Source organism: Halorussus salinisoli (assembly GCA_005239435.1).
GTDB lineage: Archaea > Halobacteriota > Halobacteria > Halobacteriales > Haladaptataceae > Halorussus > Halorussus salinisoli.
The window spans coordinates 798,041-815,014 of record ML241305.1; the positions used below are offsets into that span (position 1 = coordinate 798,041).

Below are 16,974 nucleotides of genomic sequence, written 5' to 3' on the forward strand. Positions count from 1 at the left end.
TTAGTCGTCCGCGCTTGCAGTTGGTTCGACGCCTTCGATACCGGGGATGCCTTCGACACCCATCGACGCCAGTTCTCGTTTCAGACCCTGTTCGTCGTCGATGTTCTGGGAGAGCTCCATCGCCTGCGCGAAGTTCTTCACCAGCCCACAGTTCGGTCCCTCGGGCGTCTCCGAGGGACAGATGCGACCCCACTGGGTCGCGTGCAGGTCTCGTGCCTCGAAGTGAGGCTGGCTCCGCGAGAGCGGCGAGCGAAGCCGTCGGAGGTGCGAGAGGACACCCATGAAGTCCGTGCGGTCCACCAGTTGGGAGACGCCGGACCGACCGCCGACCCAGTTCCCGGTCGCAATCGGGTGTTCGAGTCGCTCGGTCAGCACGTCGGACCGAACCACGGTGTTGACCGAAAGCTGGCGGTTACGCATGTTGGCGCGTTCGAGCTGGTACTTCACGTCCCGGGCCAGCTTGTTCAGCGCGGTCCGGAACAGGTCCTTCATCAGGTCGCCCGAGACCTTGAGGCGCTTGTTGGCGTAGTGGTCCTTGTCGTCGGGTTCGCGCCGGTCGAGTGCGAGCTCGAAGCACGCCTCGGCCATCCGGCAGAGGTAGTACGCCTTGTTGATGCGCACGTCCTCCTCCTCGACGCCCTCCTCGTGGAGGTGCGGCAGGAGGTAGCGGTCGATGACGTAGTTGGCGCGCTTGAGCTGGTAGTTCTTGCCCTGTCCGGAGGCGACGCGCTTGCCGAGTTTCTCGATGGCTTCCTCCTCGGTCTGGACGTCGGCCTCCTCCAGATTTTCGAGCATGAACTTCACGATTTCCGGGTCGTCCGACACGCGGTGGACGATCTCCTCGTCGGATTCCAGCCCGAGCGCCCGGACCAGCGTGACGAAGTTGACGCTCCCCGAGACCGAGGGGAACGACACTTCGAGCAGGCCGTCGCGGGTCCGCTCGGCCAACACCAGCGCGCGGTAGCCCCGGCGCTGGCTGAACGTCTTGGCGACCTGAATCTCGTCGCCGTACTTGGTGTCGTACTCCGCGAGGATCTTGTTCGGAGCGAGGTCCTCGCTCGTCATCAGGACGCGCTCGGAGCCGTTGACGATGAAGTAGCCGCCGGGGTCGGCGGGGTCTTCGCCGATTTCGATGAGTTCCTCGTCGGAGAAGCCCGCGATGTTACACTTCTCGGAGCCGACCATGATGGGCATCCGGCCCACCTTGGTCTCGGTGGCGTCCACGACGCGTTCGTCCTCGCCCTCGCCCTTGACGATGGACATCTCCATGAACACGGGCGCGGCGTAGGTGATGTTTCGCAGGCGGGCCTCCTGTGGGTAGAGGAGTTCTTCGCTCCCGTCGGCTTCCCGCACGCGCGGGGTCACGATTCGGACGTCGCCCAGTTCGACGTGGACCGGTTCCTCGTCTTCCTTGTCACCGATGTCGGTGTCTATCGTTCCTTTTTCGTTTACGACCTCCTGCATGCCGCGGGTCAGGAAGCTGTTGAACGAGCGGTAGTGGTGTTCGGCGAGCCGTTCCTTCGAGAAGTACTCTCGGGAGATGGCTCGTCTGTCTTCTCGGTTCATTATTATTCAACGACGAGTCGGTATGTTGTCGCGGTGTCTGTCGTTCGGGAATCGCGCACGATCTTGATCACGTCACCGACCTCCGCGTCGTCGGGCAGTGCGGCGTCGGTGCGTTTGATCTTCGGCAAGTCGGTCGGTTTGATGTCGTACTCCTCCATCACACCGTCTAACTCCTCGTCGTCGACGATGCTGTGGTCCGGAACCATGTCGTGTTGGCTTACGTCTACCATGTGTGGTGGGTTGTCTGGCAAGAGGAAGAAATGGCTATCACGAGATACTACAGGGCAATACACAGGGAGATCATTTAAGACTTGCTAAGTAGCCCGCGCACGGCTAGCTGTTCGACCCACCCACGCCGGGACGCGCCGCGGGGGAATGCCCACGAGTGTCACCGACTTCGCGGAGGTATAAATCGTTTGGGGCAAGGGCACACGTCGCAGTGACGGAGACATCGGGACACCGTGACGCGGCGGCCCCGTTTGAGAAGCCTTAAGTCGAACCGGGGACAACGATGGAATGCACTCGGAAGCCCGGGTGGTGTAGTGGCCCATCATACGACCCTGTCACGGTCGTGACGCGGGTTCAAATCCCGCCTCGGGCGTTTTCTCCGAAGACTAAACCGACGAGCGAGGAGCGTAGCAACGAGCGAACCCTCGCGTCGGCGAGCTATCCTTTAGATACGATGACGGCACACCCCGTTACGCCATGAACACGTCGCGGAAGGGAGACGAGACCGAAGCAACGATTCTCAGTCGACTGATGGCGGTCGGCGTCTCGGTCTCGGTTCGGGGATGGCGACCGATACGACCTCGTCGCCGACGACGGAGATCGACGTTACCGCGTCCAGTGTAAAACCGGAAGTTGGGTCAACGGCACAGTCCGATTCAATCTCTACACGTCGACGGTGAGCTCGGACGGTCGCGTCGATTCGGACCACACGCCGGACGAAATCGATTCGTACGCGGTGTACTCGTCGGACACCGATTCGGTGTACTGGATACCCATCGAAGCGACCGGACACGGAGAAATGCGACTCCGAGTCGAGGTCCCACGTCCGAAAGCTCCAGAGTCGAAGATAAACTGGGCGAGCGGGTACGCGATAGCGGAACAGTTCGAGTAGCTCTGCGGGGTGTTTTTTACTACTCTCTGCACGGCATTTTCTACCAATGGGCGACCAAACCGACACCCATTAATAATCGCGGCGGGAACGATGGAATGCACTCGGAAGCCCGGGTGGTGTAGTGGCCCATCATACGACCCTGTCACGGTCGTGACGCGGGTTCAAATCCCGCCTCGGGCGTACTTTTACCGACGCCAACTCGTGAGCGAGGAGCGTAGCGACGAGCGAACACTGGCGTCGGCGAAACGACTTCGAACGGAGTTGAACCCTGTCAGTCGCACGCCCGGAACGGCCGAAGGCCGCACGCCCGGACCGTCTGACTCCGGTTCAAATCCCGCCTCGGGCGTTTTCTCCGAAGACTAAACCGACGAGCGAGTAGTCCCCCGAAAACGTAACTCCCAGTCGCTCGTTTGTCGTCGCATGACCAGTGAAGGCTCCGACGAGAGCGACAGTTTTCTGCACGAGGAGCTAATTCCGGTCCTTCTCATCGTCGGCATCCTACTGTTTCTCTTCCCCGAACCAGTCACCTCGACGCTCGGAGTCGTCCTCGTGAGCCTCGGCGTCGGACTGTGGGTGTGGGACCTCGTGCGGTGAACCGTCGCAAATCAGCGAAGCATCGTCGTCAGCCAACCACCGAATCCGACCGCGAGGAGCGCGCCGACCAGATTCAGCGCCGCGTTGCCGATTGCCTCCTGTCGTGCACCGCTCTCGTACAGTTCCACCGTCTCGACCGCGAAGCTGGAGAACGTCGTGAACGCGCCGCAGAAGCCAGTTCCGAACAGAGTCAGCAGAGCGGCATCCGCGGCGAGTCCGGCGGTTAGCGCGCCGAGCGCGAAACTTCCGAGGACGTTCACCGCGAGCGTGTCGCGCTGGCGGTCGGGTATCCACGACCCGACCGCGAACCGCGAGAGCGCGCCGAGGACGCCGCCCGAACCGACCAGCAGGAAGGGGTTCATCCGGCCGCCTCCTGACCCGCGAGCGAGCGAACCGCGAAGCGACCCGCCAGTACGGCCGCGAATCCGAGCGCGTAGTTCGCACCCACGTTGACGACCGCGAGCGTCGGCGAGAGCGCACTCGTCTGAAGCGCGAAGGTGCTGTAGGTCGTGAAAGACGAGAGGAAGCCGGTTCCGAGGACGAGTCGGGTCTCGGCACCGAGCCGACCCGCCAACTTCGCCTCGTAGAGCAAGACGCCGAGCGCGAAGCTTCCCCCGACGTTGACCGCGAGCGTGCCCCACGGGAAGCCGCCGGGGAGCGCCACGGCCACGACGTGCCGGAGGACGGCTCCGGCGAACCCGCCGACGGCGACGAGCAGAAGGGGTTCGAGCCGTTCGAGCCAGCGAGAGCCTGCTTCTTCGGTCGTCGAGCGAGCGTCGGTCTCCGACATTCGTTACTCGTCGGAGACCAGCGCGGCGACGGCCAAACGGGTTTCGGAGTGAGTCTTCAGCGGTCGGTCGCGCTCGGACTCCCGCCGCCGTGGGGCGTCTCGCGCTCTCGGACTCGGACCGCGTGGACGCTCTCGGTCGCGTCGTCTACGAGCAGGACTTCGCCCGGCGCGTCGGGCAGGCGGTCCTCGAACGACGCGAGGTAGGTCGGCCGCGCGTCCCCGAGCGCGTCGAGGTCGGCGCGGGAGGTGAGTCGGTGGGCCAACAGGAGGTCGGCCTGGGAGATGGCGACCGCCGGGAGCGCGCTCGGGCGCTGGGTCGCCGCGACGAGACTCAGGCCGGGTTGGCGACCGCGCGTGACGACGGTCCGGAGCGCGGGGGCCGCGACTCCACCGAAGAAAGCGTGAGCCTCGTCCACCAGCAGCCACGGGAGTCGGGTCGGACGTCCGGCGACGCAGTGGTCGTACAAGTCGCCGGCGACCGCGCGCAGAACCGCGTTCGCGGCGGCGGAATCGAGTCCAGAGAGGTCCAGCACGGACCCTGCGCTCGTCCCGGTCTCGGCCGGCGACGCGAGCAACGTTTCGGCGGTCAGTCCGTCCGGGTCGAAGACGTCCCACGACTCGGCGAGCGCGAGGTGGTTGTCCGCCGACCGGCGGGTCGCGCGGTCGGCCTTGGTGTCGGCGTCGGCGACGAACTCGCGCATCCCGGCGAGCGTCGAGCGGGCCGCCGCGGCCTGCCAGACCAGCGCGCCCGCCGAGGAGTCGGGAGCGAGTCCGAGCAGGTCGCACCACGCCCGCGGCGCGAGCGCGTCGGCGGTGACTCGGGGGTGTGCGACGACCTCCGCACCACACTCCGCGAGCGACGGGAAGACGCCCATCGGGTCGGCGACGACCGGGACGACTCCCTCGGCGCGGGCGAGTTCCTCGGCTACGACGCCGAGCGTGTAGGACTTGCCGTAGCCGCGCTTGCCGACGACGAGTCCGGCGTGCGGACCGTCGAGGTCGATTCGGACCTGCGCGCCGGGGCTTCCGTCACGGGCGCGGTAGGCCCCGAGGCGACCCGACGGAGCGGTTTCGTAGCCGCCGTCAGATTCGCGGCGACCGAGGACGTGAGTCACGGGGATGGTTGGTTCCGTTCTCGCATTTGAACCTTCGGGAGGGGTCCACGGGAATCTCGTGACCGTCGTGGCCGGAGGGGACGGTACGGCAGAGTTTATTTGTACGGGTTATAAACACCTATAGTCATCTCAAACCTGTATTTTTGATTGGTAAACCTTCTTCTCTCTGTCCTCTGATAGCGCGAAGCTAGCTACTACTCGAGCCACGGAGTATCGCACGGCCCCGCACCGCTACAGCCTCACGCCTCCCCAACCGCTTGCGGTCCTCGGCCGATGGCCTGCGGTACTCAGCCCTCGCGCGACGATGGCGCGACCTGGCGGTGTGAGGTCGCGCCAGCACACGCCGAGATGGAAGAATCGTCGCCTCCGGACCGGAAGGGTCCACTGACTCCGAGGGTTTAAATCCGAGGACGGGACGAACCCGGGCCATGCCTACGCTACTCGGCTACGTCGAGACGTTCCGGAGCGACGAGCGCGCAATCGAGGGTCTCCCCATCCGCCTCGTCATCGCCCTCGTCGTCGGCGTCGCCAGCCTCGGCGTGATGATGAACATGCTCTCGGGACTCGGCGGTCTCACCGTGACGGAACTCGACGCCAAGCCCGCGCCCGACGTTATCGGTCCCTCGGAGGAGGAAATCGACGTCGTAGTGGTCGACCCGGACGGCGAACCCGTCAGCGACGCGACGGTCGTCGTCACGGGTGACACGGCGACTCTCGACGGCGTGAAGACCGGGACTACCGGCGAGGACGGCGAAGTCAGCGTCACGGTCGATCCCGAACTCGGCCCGAACCAGCAGGAGGGCACGCTGGAGATGCGTATCAAACCACCCGCCGGGAGCGACTACGCCGACGAGCGCGAGAACACCGCGATACTGGTCATTCGGAACTGACGCGCCGCGGATACCGCGAAAGGGGTGGCCGAGGGAGTCAGTCCGACAGACTCCCGTCGCCGTCCCAATCTATCCAGTCCCGTTCCCAGCCGGGCCGGCGCTCGCGGGCGCGCTCGGCGCGCTCGCGGTCCTCGCGGACGGTCCGGTTGCGCTCGATGGAGTCGGCGTCCTCGCCCTCCACGAGGAGCGGCGCGAACGCCACGGTGCCGAGCTGACGGCCGTTTTGGTCGTCCGTCTCGTCGCCGTCTACGACCGTCAGCGACTGCTCGCCGACCCCGACCGGGATGACCAGTTTGCCGTCCGAGGCGAGTTGCTCCACGAGCGGTCGCGGCGGGTCGGCCGCGGCGGCCTCTACGAGGATTCGGTCGAAGGGCGCGTACTCGGGCAGACCGTCCGCGCCGTCGCGGCAGTCCACGAAGACGCCCTCGTAGCCCGCCGACGCGAGGTTGCTCCGGGCGTCCAGCACCACGCTCCGAGTGATGTCCACCGCGTGGACGTTTCGCTCGCCGACGATTTCCGCGAGAACTGCGGCGGTGTAACCCACGCCAGCGCCGACGACGAGTACCGAATCGCCCTCCTCGGCGTCGAGGGCTTCCAGCAGGCGGGCCGCGGTACTCGGGCCGAGAACGCGGGTGCCCCGGTGCTCGAACGACCGGTCGGCGTAAGCCAGTCGGTCGTCCTCGACGAACTCGTGGCGCGGGACCGTCCGCATCGCGGTGCTGACGCTCTCGCTGGAGACGACACCCTTCGAGGGGTGTTCGAGGCTATCGACCATATCGTCGCGCAGCACCGCGAGGTCCATACGCACCCCGTAGTGACGAGAGAACTTCAATCGCCCGGCCGCCGTCCGGCGATGACCTGCTGGTCGAGACCGGGCACGTCCCGGACTTCCGCGTCGGTAAATCCGGCGTCACGAAGCCACTCCGTGAACGCCGACTCGGTGTAGGTGTCGCCGCCGTCGGTCTGGGCGAGCACGTGCGCGCCGAACAGGGCGGCGTCCTCGGCCCGACCGCGTACCTTGTCGGTCAGAACGACCGCACCGCCGGGTTCGAGGGCGTCGAAGGCGTTGGCGAGAAACGCCCGGTTCGCCTCGGGACTCAGGCCGTGGGCCACCCGCGAGCAGAACACGAGGTCGAATCCACCGTCGGGGAGACTCTCGGTGATATCGCCCTCGACCAGTTCGATTGGCTCGTGTTCGAGGAATCGTCGGTCGATGTCGATTACTTCGGGTCGGTCCACGAGCGTCACGTCGAACCCCCGGCGGACGAACTCCTTGGCGAAGACCCCCGGCCCACAGCCAGCGTCCAGCACGCGCTCGGCGTCGGGGTTTCGATGGACTGCGGCAGTGACGCTGGCCCGGACCGCGGCGTCGTCCACGCTGGCCATCGCGCCCATAAAGTTGGTCGTCCAGTCTTCGGACGTCGATTCCGGGTCCGGCGGGTCGCCGGTCCGCATGGTCGCTGGGAGTTCGAGCCATCGGTCCACGCAGTCGAGCGCGTGAGGAACCGACCCGATGGAGCGTACGTCGGCCTTGGCGACGAAGCCGAGCGCGCGATTCGTGATTTCGTACTGGGCGTCGGTCCGGTCGCCTCCTCCCACGTCCTCGTCACCGACCACTTCCAGATACCCTAACTCGGCCATCGCGTCGAGCGTAATCCGGGCGGCCCGCTCGGTGACGCCGGTTTCGTCGGCGACTTCCGCGGGCGTCTCCGCGTCGGTCGTGACCGCTTCGAGGACTCCCGTCTCGCGGGCGGCCCAGAGAAGCAAGGCTTCGCGGTAGTCCATGTCCGCAACGTGAGTCGGCGTCGGCTTAGTTTTCCTGCATCGGGACGAACCGCACCCGACCGTGGGTCTCGCGGTGGAGCGATCCGTCCGGCCGTCGGCGAGCGAAGACGAGTCGCTGGCCGCCAAAGCGACCGGTCGCGGAGCCTATCGGCCCGAGGAGTCTCCCCTCCGGCCGGACCTGTTCGACCACCGCGCTCGGGAACTCGGTCGCGGCGCAGGTCAGATACGCGGCGTCGTAAGGTGCGAACTCGGGCCATCCCTCGTGGCCGTCGCCGACGCGGACGGAGACGTCACCGTAGCCGAGTCGGTCGAGTCGATCGCGGGTCTCCCGAGCGAGCGACTCGTGATACTCGACGCTGTAGACGTTCTCCGGGCCGACGACCTCGGCCGTGACCGCGGCGTGATACCCGCATCCGGTTCCGATTTCGAGGACCTCCTCGCCCGCCCGGAGGTCGAGCAGATCGACCATCATCGCCACCATGTGGGGTGCGCTGATGGTCTGGTCGCTCCCGATGGGAAGCGGTCGGTCCTCGTAGGCGCGGTCCCGATTTGACGGTGGGACGAACTCGTGGCGCGGGACCGCCCGCATCGCCGCGAGGGTCGATTCGTCGAGGTTCTCGCGTTGCGAGAGTCGCTCGACCATCTTCTCGCGGGCGTGGTCGTAGTCGGCGTCTCGTTCGCGGTCGTCTTTCCCTCCCCCAAACATGGTATTCCGCTATTCGGATCTCACCACGCCGACCACGCCGACGAGGTCTCGTCGTCGCCGTAGAGTCGTTTCACGTCCTTCGCCACCGCGGTGTCGCCCTCCTCGCCGAGGGGGTTGAAGTCGTAGCCCACGGCGTCGTCCCGGAGGGCGATGGACTTGACCGTGAACTCCTCGTCGCCGAACTCGTAGGTCTCGCCGACTTCGAACTCGTCGTCGCCCGGCACGTCGATTTTGACGCTTCGGGAGTCGTCGCGTCTACCGTCGGTCGGATTGATGGTGACGTTGACCCGGACGTTGTCCACGGCGCGGGTCCAGAACGTCTCGACCTCCTCGACTTTGGCTTCGTCGGTCCGGGCCTCGTCGCCCAACTGGAGGTCGGTGATTCGCACGACCATGATGGCTTCGGGCGTTTCGAGGACGAACTCCTCGCCGACCGCGACCGTCTCCTGGGGCGGGGCGTCCGCGGTGGCGGTGAAGGAGTCGCCGTCTTGAGAGACCACTACGTCGCGCTCGACCTCTTCTTCCTGCTCGATTTTCGTCTTGTGGACGTGACTGCACTCCGTACAGCGCACGGTGACCTGTCCGCTCCCGTCCTTTAGCACCTCGTGGACCGTCTCCACGTCGGGCGAGCAGGACGGGCACGTCACCGCAACGCGCTCCGCAGTTTCGCTCATACTATGGTCGGCTACGTGGTCCGCGCGTAAAAACGCGTGGAGTTTGGCGTTCGTGGAGACCACGGTCGGAGTGCAGGGGAGATTTCACCACTCCGGCGCGCGCTGGCGCGACCTTGCGGTTTGAGGTCGCGCCCATGCGCGCGAGGGACGGCGGCCGCCGAGGTTGGGGAGGTGTGAGGTCCGTAGTCGCGGTGCGGTTGCGGTCTTCCTTGGCTCAAGGAGAGTAGCTAGCTTTCTCGAAGTAGTTAGCGTCCACAGACGACCCTCTAGCGTCCACAGACCGCCCTCGAAAAACAGCCGACAACTACTCTCCGAAGTCGAAGTACAGTTCGTAGTGGTCGGCACAGCCCGGATTGAACTCCACTCCACACTCGGGGCATCGATGCTCGCCCTCCACGAACTCCCGCGGCGTCAGTTCCGCACCGCAGACGCCACAGAGAACCGCCGACTCGTCGCTCTCGACCGGCAGTCGCGCCGTGTCGTGGTCCGCCGCGGCTTCGTGACACCGGAAACAGGGATAGTACGCCTCACAGCAGGCGAACCGCAGGGCCACTACGTCGCGGTCGGTGTCGTAGTGGGCACATCGCGTCTCCGGGCCGACTTCGACGCCGCGGACGAGTCGTCCGTGAATCTCGCGCTCCATCGGTGTGGAGTTCAGGGTTCCGGAAGCGTGACTTCCTCGCCGTCTCGCGGTTCCGCCGCTCGAATCACGGGAGGTCTACGACCTCCCCGTCGGCGTAGACCGTCGGTTCGCGGAGGATGCCGTCGAAGTGGATGGGAGCCTCGGTGTCGCCGCCGATGCCCGCGTCGTCGCCGATGGCGATGTGGACCGTGCCGCCAGCCTTCTCGTCCAGCAGGACCGAACCGACCAGTTCCGTGACCGCGACGTTGGTTCCGATTCCCAACTCGGCGAGGTTGTAGGCCGCGTCGCCGACCTCTTCGGCCGCGTCTTCGACGCTCTGGCGAATCTCGTCGTCGGAGATGCGAGTGACCTGCCCGCCTTCCACGTCGAACTCGAGGGTCTGGCCCTCCTCCAGCAGGCCGTGGGGCATCATCGTCCCGTCCACGACGTAGGTGCCGTTCGCGTCCTCGGGGCTGACGAACACCTCGCCCGCCGGGAGGTTCGAGAAGTCGCCCGCATCGTGGACGATTCCGGTGTCGTCGTGCCACTCGCGGTCTCCGGGTTCGAACGTGATGTCAGTGCCCTGCGGCGAGGTCACGCGAACCTCGTCGGCGTCCTCGACCTGCGCCAGTACGTCGTCGCAGTGGTCGGCGATGGTCTCGTAGTCCGCGTCGAGTCCGGTCGTGAACACCTCCTCGGTGATGCCGGGGAGCGTCGCTCCGCGCGCTCCGGCCTCGTTGGCGTCGCCGCGGGCGCGGGTGTGGCTCAAACTCTTGGTCGTCGGCGCGAGGAACACGTCGCTGGCGGCCATCGCGGCCGAGACGGGTTCGGGCGGTTCCGCGCCGTGGCTCGCACCCGGCGGAAATCGGACGATGGTCGCGTCGTTCGTGACTTGGCTGGCGACTTCGTAGAGGGCCTCGCCGATGGGTTGGCGCTTGTCGTCGGTGACGATGCAACAGGACTCCGTCTCTTCGAGAGCGAGACACTGCGTTATGGCGGTCTCGGCCGCGTCTCGGAGGCTCATGTTCGGCAGGTGGGCCGGGGAGCGGTTAGGTTTTCCCTTCCCGGAATCGGTCGGACGTGACTGGAGGAAATCGAATGCTTACTCGGTCGAGAGTTACATTCTCGGCACCCTACCTCGAAACCATTATGCGCGTCGGTGTCGGAAATCCACGTACATGCTACGGGTCGGAATCAACGGCTACGGGACTATCGGCAAGCGCGTCGCGGACGCGGTACGCGCACAACCAGACATGGAAGTCGTCGGCGTCGCCAAGACGCGACCGAACTTCGAGGCAGAGCAGGCCGTCGAGAAGGGGTTCCCCCTCTACGCCGCCGTCGAGGACCGCGTAGAGTTGTTCGACGAGGCGGGCATCGAACTCGCCGGGATGGTCGAGGAGTTGGTCGAAGAGAGCGACGTGGTGGTGGACGCCTGCCCCTCCGGAATCGGCGAGCAGAACGCCGAGATGTACGACGAGTACGACACGCCCGCGCTGTATCAGGGCGGCGAGTCTGCCGACTTCGTGGACACCAGTTTCAACGCCCGGTCGAACTTCTCGGACGCCAACGGTGCCGACCACGTTCGCGTCGTCTCGTGTAACACGACCGGTCTCTCCCGACTCGTCGCGCCGCTCCGCGAGGAGTACGGCGTCGAGAAGGTCCGGACGACGCTGGTCCGGCGCGGCGGCGACCCCGCACAGACCGGCCGAGGTCCCATCAACGACATCGTGCCGAACCCGGTCACGCTTCCCTCCCACCATGGGCCGGACGTGAACACCATCTTCCCGGACCTCGACATCGATACCCTCGGCCTGAAGGTGCCCGCGACGCTGATGCACATGCACAGCGTCAACGTCACGCTCGAATCCGAACCCGACGCCGCAGACGTGCGCGAACTGCTCGAAGGCGAGTCCCGACTGTTCGTCATCCCCGAACACTTCGACATCGACGGAGCGGGCAAACTCAAGGAGTACGCGCAGGACGTGGGTCGCCCGCGGGCCGACATCTGGGAGAACTGCGTCTGGGGCGAGTCGATTACGACCGAAGGCGACGACCTCTATCTGTTCCAGGCCATCCACCAGGAGAGCGACGTGGTGCCCGAGAACGTGGACGCGATTCGCGCGGTCACGAACGCCGCCGACGCCGAGGAGAGCATCGAGACGACCAACGAGTCGCTCGGCATGGGAATCTGAGGTAGCGTTCCGAGCGCTTCTCGAAAAAATGACTTCGGGATCGGTTAGCGGGGACGATTCTTCGGACGGGTTCGCTTAGTAGGTTATCGGACTCATAGTTCTCCGGCCGGAATTATCACTCGAAATGACTTATATTTTTGCACTGTTCGGTTGCCGAAACCGAAGTCCAGCGGCGAAGTCCGAGTGCCAAAGGCTTTTGCTTGCATGCGCCTTACCCTCGTACATGCGAAGAGACGACCGCGACGACCCCTTCGACGACCTTTTCCGCGAGATAGAGCGCATGATGAACGAGATGATGGGCGACGACTTCGACATGCACGTAGAGCGCGGCGAGACCGGCGGTCAGACCGGATTCGGAACCGAGACGCACGTCGACATTCACGAGGCCGACGACGTGGTCCGAGTCATCGCCGACCTCCCCGGCGTCGAGAAAGACGACATCGACCTCAAGTGCGACGGCGAGATGCTGACCATCAGCGCGGCCAGCGACCACCGCGAGTACGACGAACAAGTCCGCCTGCCCGCGCAGGTAGACGAACACTCCGCGACGGCGACCTACAACAACGGCGTCCTCGAAGTCACGTTCGAGAAGTCCGAGGACTCCGCCGACATCGACGTGCAGTAGTTCGGTACCCGAAGACCGGTTCTACGTGCGGCGAGGTCGCTTCGACCCGGCCGCTCGAAGGGGGTTCCGCCGACCGTCCCACCGTGAGGCTGTTTTCGCCGATTCGTCGTACATCGTGGAGCCACTGCCGGTCGCTCACTGCGTCGCCGTCGTCCGAATCAGTCCGGCCAGCCGGTCGTAGAATCCCGCGTCGTACTTGGTCTCGGCGTCGATGGTCGGTCGAGCGTTGGTCTCGTTGACCACCGCGCGGTCCCCGGAGACGAGGATGTCCACGCCGAGGAAGTCGATGCCGAGCGCGTCGGCCGTGCGCTCGGCGAGGTCTCGGAGATGGTCGGGGAGGTCGACTCCGGTCGCCTCCGCCCCGCGGTGGACGTTGTGCTTCCAGCGGTCCGGTCGCACTCCGTCGTCGGTCGCGTCCGGCAGTCGGCGCTCGACGCCGCCGACGCACTCGCCGTCCACGACCATCGCGCGGTAGTCGGTAGCGTCGGGGACGTACTCCTGGACGAGAAACGACTTGTCGCCCGTGGCGCGGTAGTCGTGGACCAAATCGAGGTAGTCGGTCACGCCGAGGAACGAATCGGCGTCGCCGACCCTGGCCACGCCGACGCCGCGCGTCGTGGAGTTGGGCTTGAGTACGACCGGCGGGTCGAATCGGTCGAAGGCCGAGAGCAGGTCAGATTCGTCGGCGGGGTTCGAGACGAGGACGCTCTCGGGAACCGGAATCCCGGCGCGCTCCAGTCGGGCGAGAACTCCGGCCTTGTTCCGCGACGTGAGGACGGCCTCGCGGTCGTTGACCCACGGGACCGAGATCAGGGCGTCCAGCACGCCGCCTTCCATCGCTCGCGAGGGGTAGACGAATCCCGCGTCGAACTCGTCGCCGCCCCAGGGCGGGTCCGACAGCGAGATGGCACGCTGCTCGCTCGGGACGTGGTGGACCGCGATACCGCGCTCGGCGAGTGGGTCGCGCATGCGCTCGAACGTCTCCTCTCGGTAGGCGACCGCGAGGTCCAACATACGCGCTTGGTGGGAGCGTGTGGGTAAAAAGGTGCGTTTCGTGAATCGCCTCGGGGTCAAGCCCCGAGGCACTCGGCCTGCTCCGCCTGTAGAGACGAGAGCGGTTTCCTTCGACGTGCCGAGACGCCCTCACTCCGGTCTCACGACTCACGACCGACGAGAACGACGAAAGAAAGACGCCGGAAAACCGTCTCAGGCGACGAGAAGCTTCTCGCCCTTCTCGACCTTGATGCGGCACGGCGGCGAGATCTTGTTGTAGGCGCGACGGAGCGCGTCCTTCACGACGGGGGCGTCCTCGGGCCGGCACCACGCGGTGAAGATGCGGTCGTTGCGCGGGATGCGGGCGGCCGTCCCGACGACCTTCCCGAACGCCTGTCGCATCCCGTCGGAAACACGGTCCGCACCCGCACCGGTCGCCTGCTTGTTCTCCCGGATGACGTGATGGGGGAACTTGCGGAGGATCATCTTGTAGTTCTCCTGACCGAGTTCCTTCAGGAGGTGGCGGTTGGCCGACAGGCGCGAGGCCTCCAGCGCACCGTGGCGGAGTTGACACTCCTCCTCGGTGATGAGACTGATCTGGACGGGGTATTCGTCCTGGTCGCGTTCGAGGTTGCCCATCGCGTGCTGTGCGATCTTCGAACCGGGAATGCCAGTGATGTACTCGCGTCGGGTGTACGGTGGCTTGTTGATTTCCCGGTACATCGAGGCGGGTTTGTCCGACATGGTTATTACTGGAGTCTGAGGGTCACGCGGCGGATAAACCCTTCGATGCGCGGTAGTGCGATTCGGCGTCGCTCGGGGCCGAAACCCTCGGGAACGCCTCCCACGGTGTCGGCCGGAGCGTCACTCGACCGGCACGTAGGCGGCGAGTCCGGCCGGAAGTCGGTCGGCCAGCGATTCGCCGAAGTCCACGAGTCGCTTCCGGAGGAGGGCGTAGACGGTCGACGCCCCGAGGAGCGCGAGGACGACCACCTGCAACCGCTCGGCGTAGAGCACGCCGGGGACGGCGAACGCCGCGGCCACGAGCAGGTCCTCGGGCGCCCCGTCGTAGCGAATCCAGCGCCGCGGGGCGACCCATCGAGCGTTGAAGTGGTCGTACACCGCCCGGTCCGAAGTGGCCTCCCACGGCCGGAGCCCCAGACCGCCGCCGAGCGCGTCGCTCGCGGAGTGGAGCGCCGCAGACGCGAGGAAGACCGCCGCGGCGACCGTGACCGAAGAGGGTGCGTGGACCGCCAGCGCGAACGCGGGAGTCGCCACGAGCGAGTAGTACACCGGGAAGTGGAGGTCCTTCCGGTGGTCGCCCGCGAGGTCGAGGTCGGGAAAGAGACCGCCCACCCCGCCCGCCGCGATTGCGACGGTGGCGTACTCGGGCGCGACGAACAGCGCCACCGCTCCGAGCGCCATCCCGAACAGGGCGTGAGTCGTCGCCATCATCGTACTCGGGAGTACGCACCGCGGCTATTCAAACCTGTTGCCGGCTCGAGGACGGAATGCGACGAACGCGAACGCCGCCAGCAGGCCGCCCTCCACGAACCCCGCGCCGTGAGCGAAGACGTTCGTGAACCGGCCGTGGTCCACGGGGTCGGCCGGGAAGAGACCGTAAATCAGCCAGACGAGGAGCGCGAGGACGAGTCCGACGTACAGCAGGTCCAGACCGACCTGCCGGTAGTGGTCGTCGCCGAACGTCCGGCCGCGCGCCCGCGAGACGATACCTGATACCGCCAGCGCGAGTCCCCCGGTCACGGCCGCACCTTCGAGTAGAGTGACTCGCGCGGCGTAAATCCAGAGGAGTTCCCCGAGCAGGAGCAGGACCGCGAACTGGACGACGAAGAAGACGGTCTCGCGCGAGTACGAGCGCCGGAGGTGGACCGCCACCGCGACCAGCAGGAAACCGCCGAAGCCCGCGACCACGCCCGAGAACCCCCGCGAGACCGGCGAGGCACCGGGAAACCGGGTTTCGAGGATAACGTAACTCGTGAGGTTGACCGCCACGGGAAGCACCACGAGGAGCGCGGGGAACGTTCGGTGGAACCACGCACGGCGGTCGGCGTGGAGGCAGACGAGGTACGTGACCAGCGACAGCGAGACGTAGCCCCCGAGGTTGCTCAGCAGGTGGTCGGTTCCGGCGTGGACGTAGGCCGCCGTGAACAGGGTCTCGGGCGCGAACGCGGCGTGGTCGAACGCGAGGCGGTCGTGGGTCGCCGCGGGGAGCAGAACCTGTACCGCGACGAGGACGACGCCGACGACGGCGATGGCCGCGAGGTCGGCCGCGACTGCCGACCGAGGGTAGCCGAACGCTTCGGACTCGGCGGACGGGTCGAATCTCGCGGAGGCGTCGCTCATTCGAAGTCGAATTCGTGGGCGACGACCAAAAGCGTCGGCCTCGTCTGCCGGGCAACTATTGAACCCACGAACCCAAGGTGAGAACGATATGGTCGAAGTCAGTGAGAACCAGAGCGACACGTTCGACATCGGCGGCGAGTTGACGGTCCATCGCCTCGCGTACGGCGCGATGCGGTTGACCGGCGAGGACATCATCGGCAGGCCCGACGACGAGGAGGAGGCCCGCGAGGTCCTCCAGCGCGCGGTCGAGATGGACGTCGACTTCGTGGACACGGCCGACTCCTACGGGCCGGGCGTCAGCGAGCGCATCATCCGCGAAGCCATCGACCCCGACGACGCGGTGGTGGGGACCAAAGCCGGACTGTTGCGGAACCGGTCGGGCGACTGGATTCCCCACGGCGGTCCCGACTACTTTCGGAATCAGGTCCTCTGTAGCCTCGACCGACTCGGCGTCGAGAGCATCGACCTCTACCAGTTGCACACCCCCGACGTGGACTGCTCGTTCGAAGACGCCGTACAGACGTTCGCGGAACTGAAGGACGACGGACTGGTCGACCACGTCGGCCTGAGCAACGTCAGCGTCGAGCAGTTGGACGAGGCCCGCGACATCGTGGACGTGGCGACGGTCCAGAACGAGTACAACGTCGGGAACCGCGACCACGAGGACGTGCTGGAAGCCTGCGAAGAGGCGGGCATCGGCTTCATCACCTACTTCCCCATCGGCGGCGGCGAGTTAGGCGAGAAGAGGTCGGTCCTGGAGGACGTGGCCGGGAACCACGACGCGACGCCTCGGCAGGTCGCGCTGGCGTGGCTCCTCCAGCACTCGCCCGTGACCATCCCGATTCCCGGCACCTCCAGCGTCGAGCATCTGGAGCAGAACGTCGCGGCCTCCGCGCTCGAACTCTCCGACGAGGAGATGGCGCGACTGAGCGAGTGAG

The 16,974-nt window shown here is 66.0% G+C and carries 20 protein-coding genes, 2 tRNA genes and 1 pseudogene; 8 read left to right on the top strand and 15 right to left on the bottom strand.

All coding sequences use genetic code 11. The annotated features are described in order from the left end of the window. Complete coding sequence (locus tag E2484_RS04020; RefSeq protein WP_137283927.1) at window positions 1–1,566, bottom strand: DNA-directed RNA polymerase subunit B''; 1,566 nt, start codon at window positions 1,564–1,566, stop codon at window positions 1–3. Window positions 1,567–1,568: 2 nt separating this feature from the next. Then, window positions 1,569–1,796 (bottom strand): DNA-directed RNA polymerase subunit H, encoded by a 228-nt coding sequence (locus tag E2484_RS04025; protein WP_137283928.1) that lies wholly within the window; start codon window positions 1,794–1,796, stop codon window positions 1,569–1,571. A 298-nt stretch (window positions 1,797–2,094) separates the two neighbouring features. On the opposite strand from E2484_RS04025, the gene E2484_RS04030 reads away from it, so the two are divergent. The 4 genes and pseudogenes from E2484_RS04030 (at window position 2,095) to E2484_RS24750 (ending at window position 3,280) form a co-directional block, all read left to right on the top strand. Continuing rightward, a tRNA-Asp gene (locus tag E2484_RS04030) sits at window positions 2,095–2,167 on the top strand. 195 nt (window positions 2,168–2,362) lie between these two features. Continuing rightward, window positions 2,363–2,686: pseudogene (locus tag E2484_RS25925) on the top strand (group I intron-associated PD-(D/E)XK endonuclease); the annotation flags it as partial. Between the two features lie 107 nt (window positions 2,687–2,793). Then, a tRNA-Asp gene (locus E2484_RS04035) sits at window positions 2,794–2,866 on the top strand. A 240-nt stretch (window positions 2,867–3,106) separates the two neighbouring features. Then, on the top strand, window positions 3,107–3,280 hold the full coding sequence (locus tag E2484_RS24750; protein ID WP_170977233.1) for a hypothetical protein: 174 nt from the start codon (window positions 3,107–3,109) through the stop codon (window positions 3,278–3,280). 11 nt (window positions 3,281–3,291) lie between these two features. Here the strand turns inward: E2484_RS24750 and E2484_RS04040 are convergent, their stop codons facing one another. Genes E2484_RS04040 through E2484_RS04050 form a run of 3 tightly spaced genes read right to left on the bottom strand, consistent with a single transcriptional unit; the run spans window position 3,292 to window position 5,185 of the window. After that, window positions 3,292–3,642 (bottom strand): fluoride efflux transporter FluC, encoded by a 351-nt coding sequence (locus tag E2484_RS04040; protein WP_137283929.1) that lies wholly within the window; start codon window positions 3,640–3,642, stop codon window positions 3,292–3,294. Beyond that, window positions 3,639–4,070 carry a fluoride efflux transporter FluC gene (locus tag E2484_RS04045; RefSeq protein ID WP_137283930.1) on the bottom strand — a complete coding sequence of 144 codons (432 nt, stop codon included), beginning with the start codon at window positions 4,068–4,070 and terminating at the stop codon, window positions 3,639–3,641. Before E2484_RS04045 ends, E2484_RS04040 begins: the two co-directional genes overlap by 4 nt. A gap of 56 nt (window positions 4,071–4,126) precedes the next feature. Next, window positions 4,127–5,185, bottom strand: coding sequence for an ATP-binding protein (locus E2484_RS04050; protein ID WP_137283931.1), 1,059 nt, complete (start codon window positions 5,183–5,185; stop codon window positions 4,127–4,129). Between the two features lie 428 nt (window positions 5,186–5,613). Between E2484_RS04050 and E2484_RS04055 the strand changes: the two genes are divergently transcribed. After that, window positions 5,614–6,075: a DUF7382 domain-containing protein gene (locus tag E2484_RS04055; protein WP_137283932.1), complete on the top strand. Its 462-nt coding sequence runs from the start codon at window positions 5,614–5,616 to the stop codon at window positions 6,073–6,075. Window positions 6,076–6,112: 37 nt separating this feature from the next. On the opposite strand, the gene E2484_RS04060 is transcribed toward E2484_RS04055, so the two are convergent. From E2484_RS04060 to E2484_RS04085, 6 genes are all read right to left on the bottom strand, one after another. Further along, complete coding sequence (locus E2484_RS04060) at window positions 6,113–6,877, bottom strand: protein-L-isoaspartate O-methyltransferase family protein (protein WP_137283933.1); 765 nt, start codon at window positions 6,875–6,877, stop codon at window positions 6,113–6,115. Window positions 6,878–6,903: 26 nt separating this feature from the next. Continuing rightward, window positions 6,904–7,860, bottom strand: coding sequence for a class I SAM-dependent methyltransferase (locus tag E2484_RS04065; protein WP_137283934.1), 957 nt, complete (start codon window positions 7,858–7,860; stop codon window positions 6,904–6,906). Between the two features lie 25 nt (window positions 7,861–7,885). Then, the gene (locus tag E2484_RS04070; protein WP_137283935.1) at window positions 7,886–8,566 is read right to left on the bottom strand and encodes a protein-L-isoaspartate(D-aspartate) O-methyltransferase; all 681 of its coding nucleotides are present in this window, start codon (window positions 8,564–8,566) and stop codon (window positions 7,886–7,888) included. Window positions 8,567–8,586: 20 nt separating this feature from the next. Next, the gene (locus E2484_RS04075; protein ID WP_137283936.1) at window positions 8,587–9,240 is read right to left on the bottom strand and encodes an HVO_0476 family zinc finger protein; all 654 of its coding nucleotides are present in this window, start codon (window positions 9,238–9,240) and stop codon (window positions 8,587–8,589) included. Window positions 9,241–9,544: 304 nt separating this feature from the next. Continuing rightward, complete coding sequence (locus tag E2484_RS04080; protein ID WP_137283937.1) at window positions 9,545–9,883, bottom strand: CHY zinc finger protein; 339 nt, start codon at window positions 9,881–9,883, stop codon at window positions 9,545–9,547. 64 nt (window positions 9,884–9,947) lie between these two features. Continuing rightward, complete coding sequence (locus E2484_RS04085) at window positions 9,948–10,886, bottom strand: aminopeptidase (protein WP_137283938.1); 939 nt, start codon at window positions 10,884–10,886, stop codon at window positions 9,948–9,950. 154 nt (window positions 10,887–11,040) lie between these two features. Here E2484_RS04085 and E2484_RS04090 point away from each other — a divergent pair, with 154 nt between their 5' ends. Both E2484_RS04090 and E2484_RS04095 read left to right on the top strand, forming a co-directional pair. Continuing rightward, window positions 11,041–12,054 (top strand): type II glyceraldehyde-3-phosphate dehydrogenase, encoded by a 1,014-nt coding sequence (locus E2484_RS04090; protein ID WP_137283939.1) that lies wholly within the window; start codon window positions 11,041–11,043, stop codon window positions 12,052–12,054. Between the two features lie 223 nt (window positions 12,055–12,277). Beyond that, window positions 12,278–12,679, top strand: a complete 402-nt coding sequence (locus E2484_RS04095) for an Hsp20/alpha crystallin family protein (protein ID WP_137283940.1) — start codon at window positions 12,278–12,280, stop codon at window positions 12,677–12,679. Between the two features lie 135 nt (window positions 12,680–12,814). Here the strand turns inward: E2484_RS04095 and E2484_RS04100 are convergent, their stop codons facing one another. From E2484_RS04100 to E2484_RS04115, 4 genes are all read right to left on the bottom strand, one after another. Continuing rightward, entirely contained in the window at window positions 12,815–13,693 is an 879-nt protein-coding gene (locus E2484_RS04100) for an ATP-grasp domain-containing protein (protein WP_137283941.1), read from the bottom strand. Window positions 13,694–13,885: 192 nt separating this feature from the next. Beyond that, a complete protein-coding gene (locus E2484_RS04105) occupies window positions 13,886–14,416 on the bottom strand; it encodes a 50S ribosomal protein L16 (protein ID WP_137283942.1) in 531 nt (176 codons plus the stop codon). 120 nt (window positions 14,417–14,536) lie between these two features. Beyond that, entirely contained in the window at window positions 14,537–15,127 is a 591-nt protein-coding gene (locus E2484_RS04110; RefSeq protein ID WP_137283943.1) for a metal-dependent hydrolase, read from the bottom strand. Between the two features lie 24 nt (window positions 15,128–15,151). Further along, on the bottom strand, window positions 15,152–16,036 hold the full coding sequence (locus E2484_RS04115; protein ID WP_137283944.1) for a hypothetical protein: 885 nt from the start codon (window positions 16,034–16,036) through the stop codon (window positions 15,152–15,154). 88 nt (window positions 16,037–16,124) lie between these two features. On the opposite strand from E2484_RS04115, the gene E2484_RS04120 reads away from it, so the two are divergent. Continuing rightward, window positions 16,125–16,973 carry an aldo/keto reductase gene (locus tag E2484_RS04120; protein ID WP_137283945.1) on the top strand — a complete coding sequence of 283 codons (849 nt, stop codon included), beginning with the start codon at window positions 16,125–16,127 and terminating at the stop codon, window positions 16,971–16,973. Window position 16,974 lies beyond the last annotated feature (1 nt).

Excerpts from the sequence above, each read along its gene's own strand:
- E2484_RS04095 (WP_137283940.1), top strand. The coding sequence starts at position 12,278 with ATGCGAAGAGACGACCGCGACGACCCCTTCGACGACCTTTTCCGCGAG.
- E2484_RS04080 (WP_137283937.1), bottom strand. The coding sequence starts at position 9,883 with ATGGAGCGCGAGATTCACGGACGACTCGTCCGCGGCGTCGAAGTCGGC.
- E2484_RS04055 (WP_137283932.1), top strand. The coding sequence starts at position 5,614 with ATGCCTACGCTACTCGGCTACGTCGAGACGTTCCGGAGCGACGAGCGC.
- E2484_RS04105 (WP_137283942.1), bottom strand. The coding sequence starts at position 14,416 with ATGTCGGACAAACCCGCCTCGATGTACCGGGAAATCAACAAGCCACCG.
- E2484_RS04085 (WP_137283938.1), bottom strand. The coding sequence starts at position 10,886 with ATGAGCCTCCGAGACGCGGCCGAGACCGCCATAACGCAGTGTCTCGCT.
- E2484_RS04040 (WP_137283929.1), bottom strand. The coding sequence starts at position 3,642 with ATGAACCCCTTCCTGCTGGTCGGTTCGGGCGGCGTCCTCGGCGCGCTC.
- E2484_RS04065 (WP_137283934.1), bottom strand. The coding sequence starts at position 7,860 with ATGGACTACCGCGAAGCCTTGCTTCTCTGGGCCGCCCGCGAGACGGGA.
- E2484_RS04070 (WP_137283935.1), bottom strand. The coding sequence starts at position 8,566 with ATGTTTGGGGGAGGGAAAGACGACCGCGAACGAGACGCCGACTACGAC.
- E2484_RS04090 (WP_137283939.1), top strand. The coding sequence starts at position 11,041 with ATGCTACGGGTCGGAATCAACGGCTACGGGACTATCGGCAAGCGCGTC.
- E2484_RS04120 (WP_137283945.1), top strand. The coding sequence starts at position 16,125 with ATGGTCGAAGTCAGTGAGAACCAGAGCGACACGTTCGACATCGGCGGC.
- E2484_RS04110 (WP_137283943.1), bottom strand. The coding sequence starts at position 15,127 with ATGATGGCGACGACTCACGCCCTGTTCGGGATGGCGCTCGGAGCGGTG.
- E2484_RS04060 (WP_137283933.1), bottom strand. The coding sequence starts at position 6,877 with ATGGACCTCGCGGTGCTGCGCGACGATATGGTCGATAGCCTCGAACAC.
- E2484_RS04025 (WP_137283928.1), bottom strand. The coding sequence starts at position 1,796 with ATGGTAGACGTAAGCCAACACGACATGGTTCCGGACCACAGCATCGTC.
- E2484_RS04020 (WP_137283927.1), bottom strand. The coding sequence starts at position 1,566 with ATGAACCGAGAAGACAGACGAGCCATCTCCCGAGAGTACTTCTCGAAG.
- E2484_RS04115 (WP_137283944.1), bottom strand. The coding sequence starts at position 16,036 with ATGAGCGACGCCTCCGCGAGATTCGACCCGTCCGCCGAGTCCGAAGCG.
- E2484_RS04100 (WP_137283941.1), bottom strand. The coding sequence starts at position 13,693 with ATGTTGGACCTCGCGGTCGCCTACCGAGAGGAGACGTTCGAGCGCATG.
- E2484_RS04045 (WP_137283930.1), bottom strand. The coding sequence starts at position 4,070 with ATGTCGGAGACCGACGCTCGCTCGACGACCGAAGAAGCAGGCTCTCGC.
- E2484_RS04075 (WP_137283936.1), bottom strand. The coding sequence starts at position 9,240 with ATGAGCGAAACTGCGGAGCGCGTTGCGGTGACGTGCCCGTCCTGCTCG.
- E2484_RS24750 (WP_170977233.1), top strand. The coding sequence starts at position 3,107 with ATGACCAGTGAAGGCTCCGACGAGAGCGACAGTTTTCTGCACGAGGAG.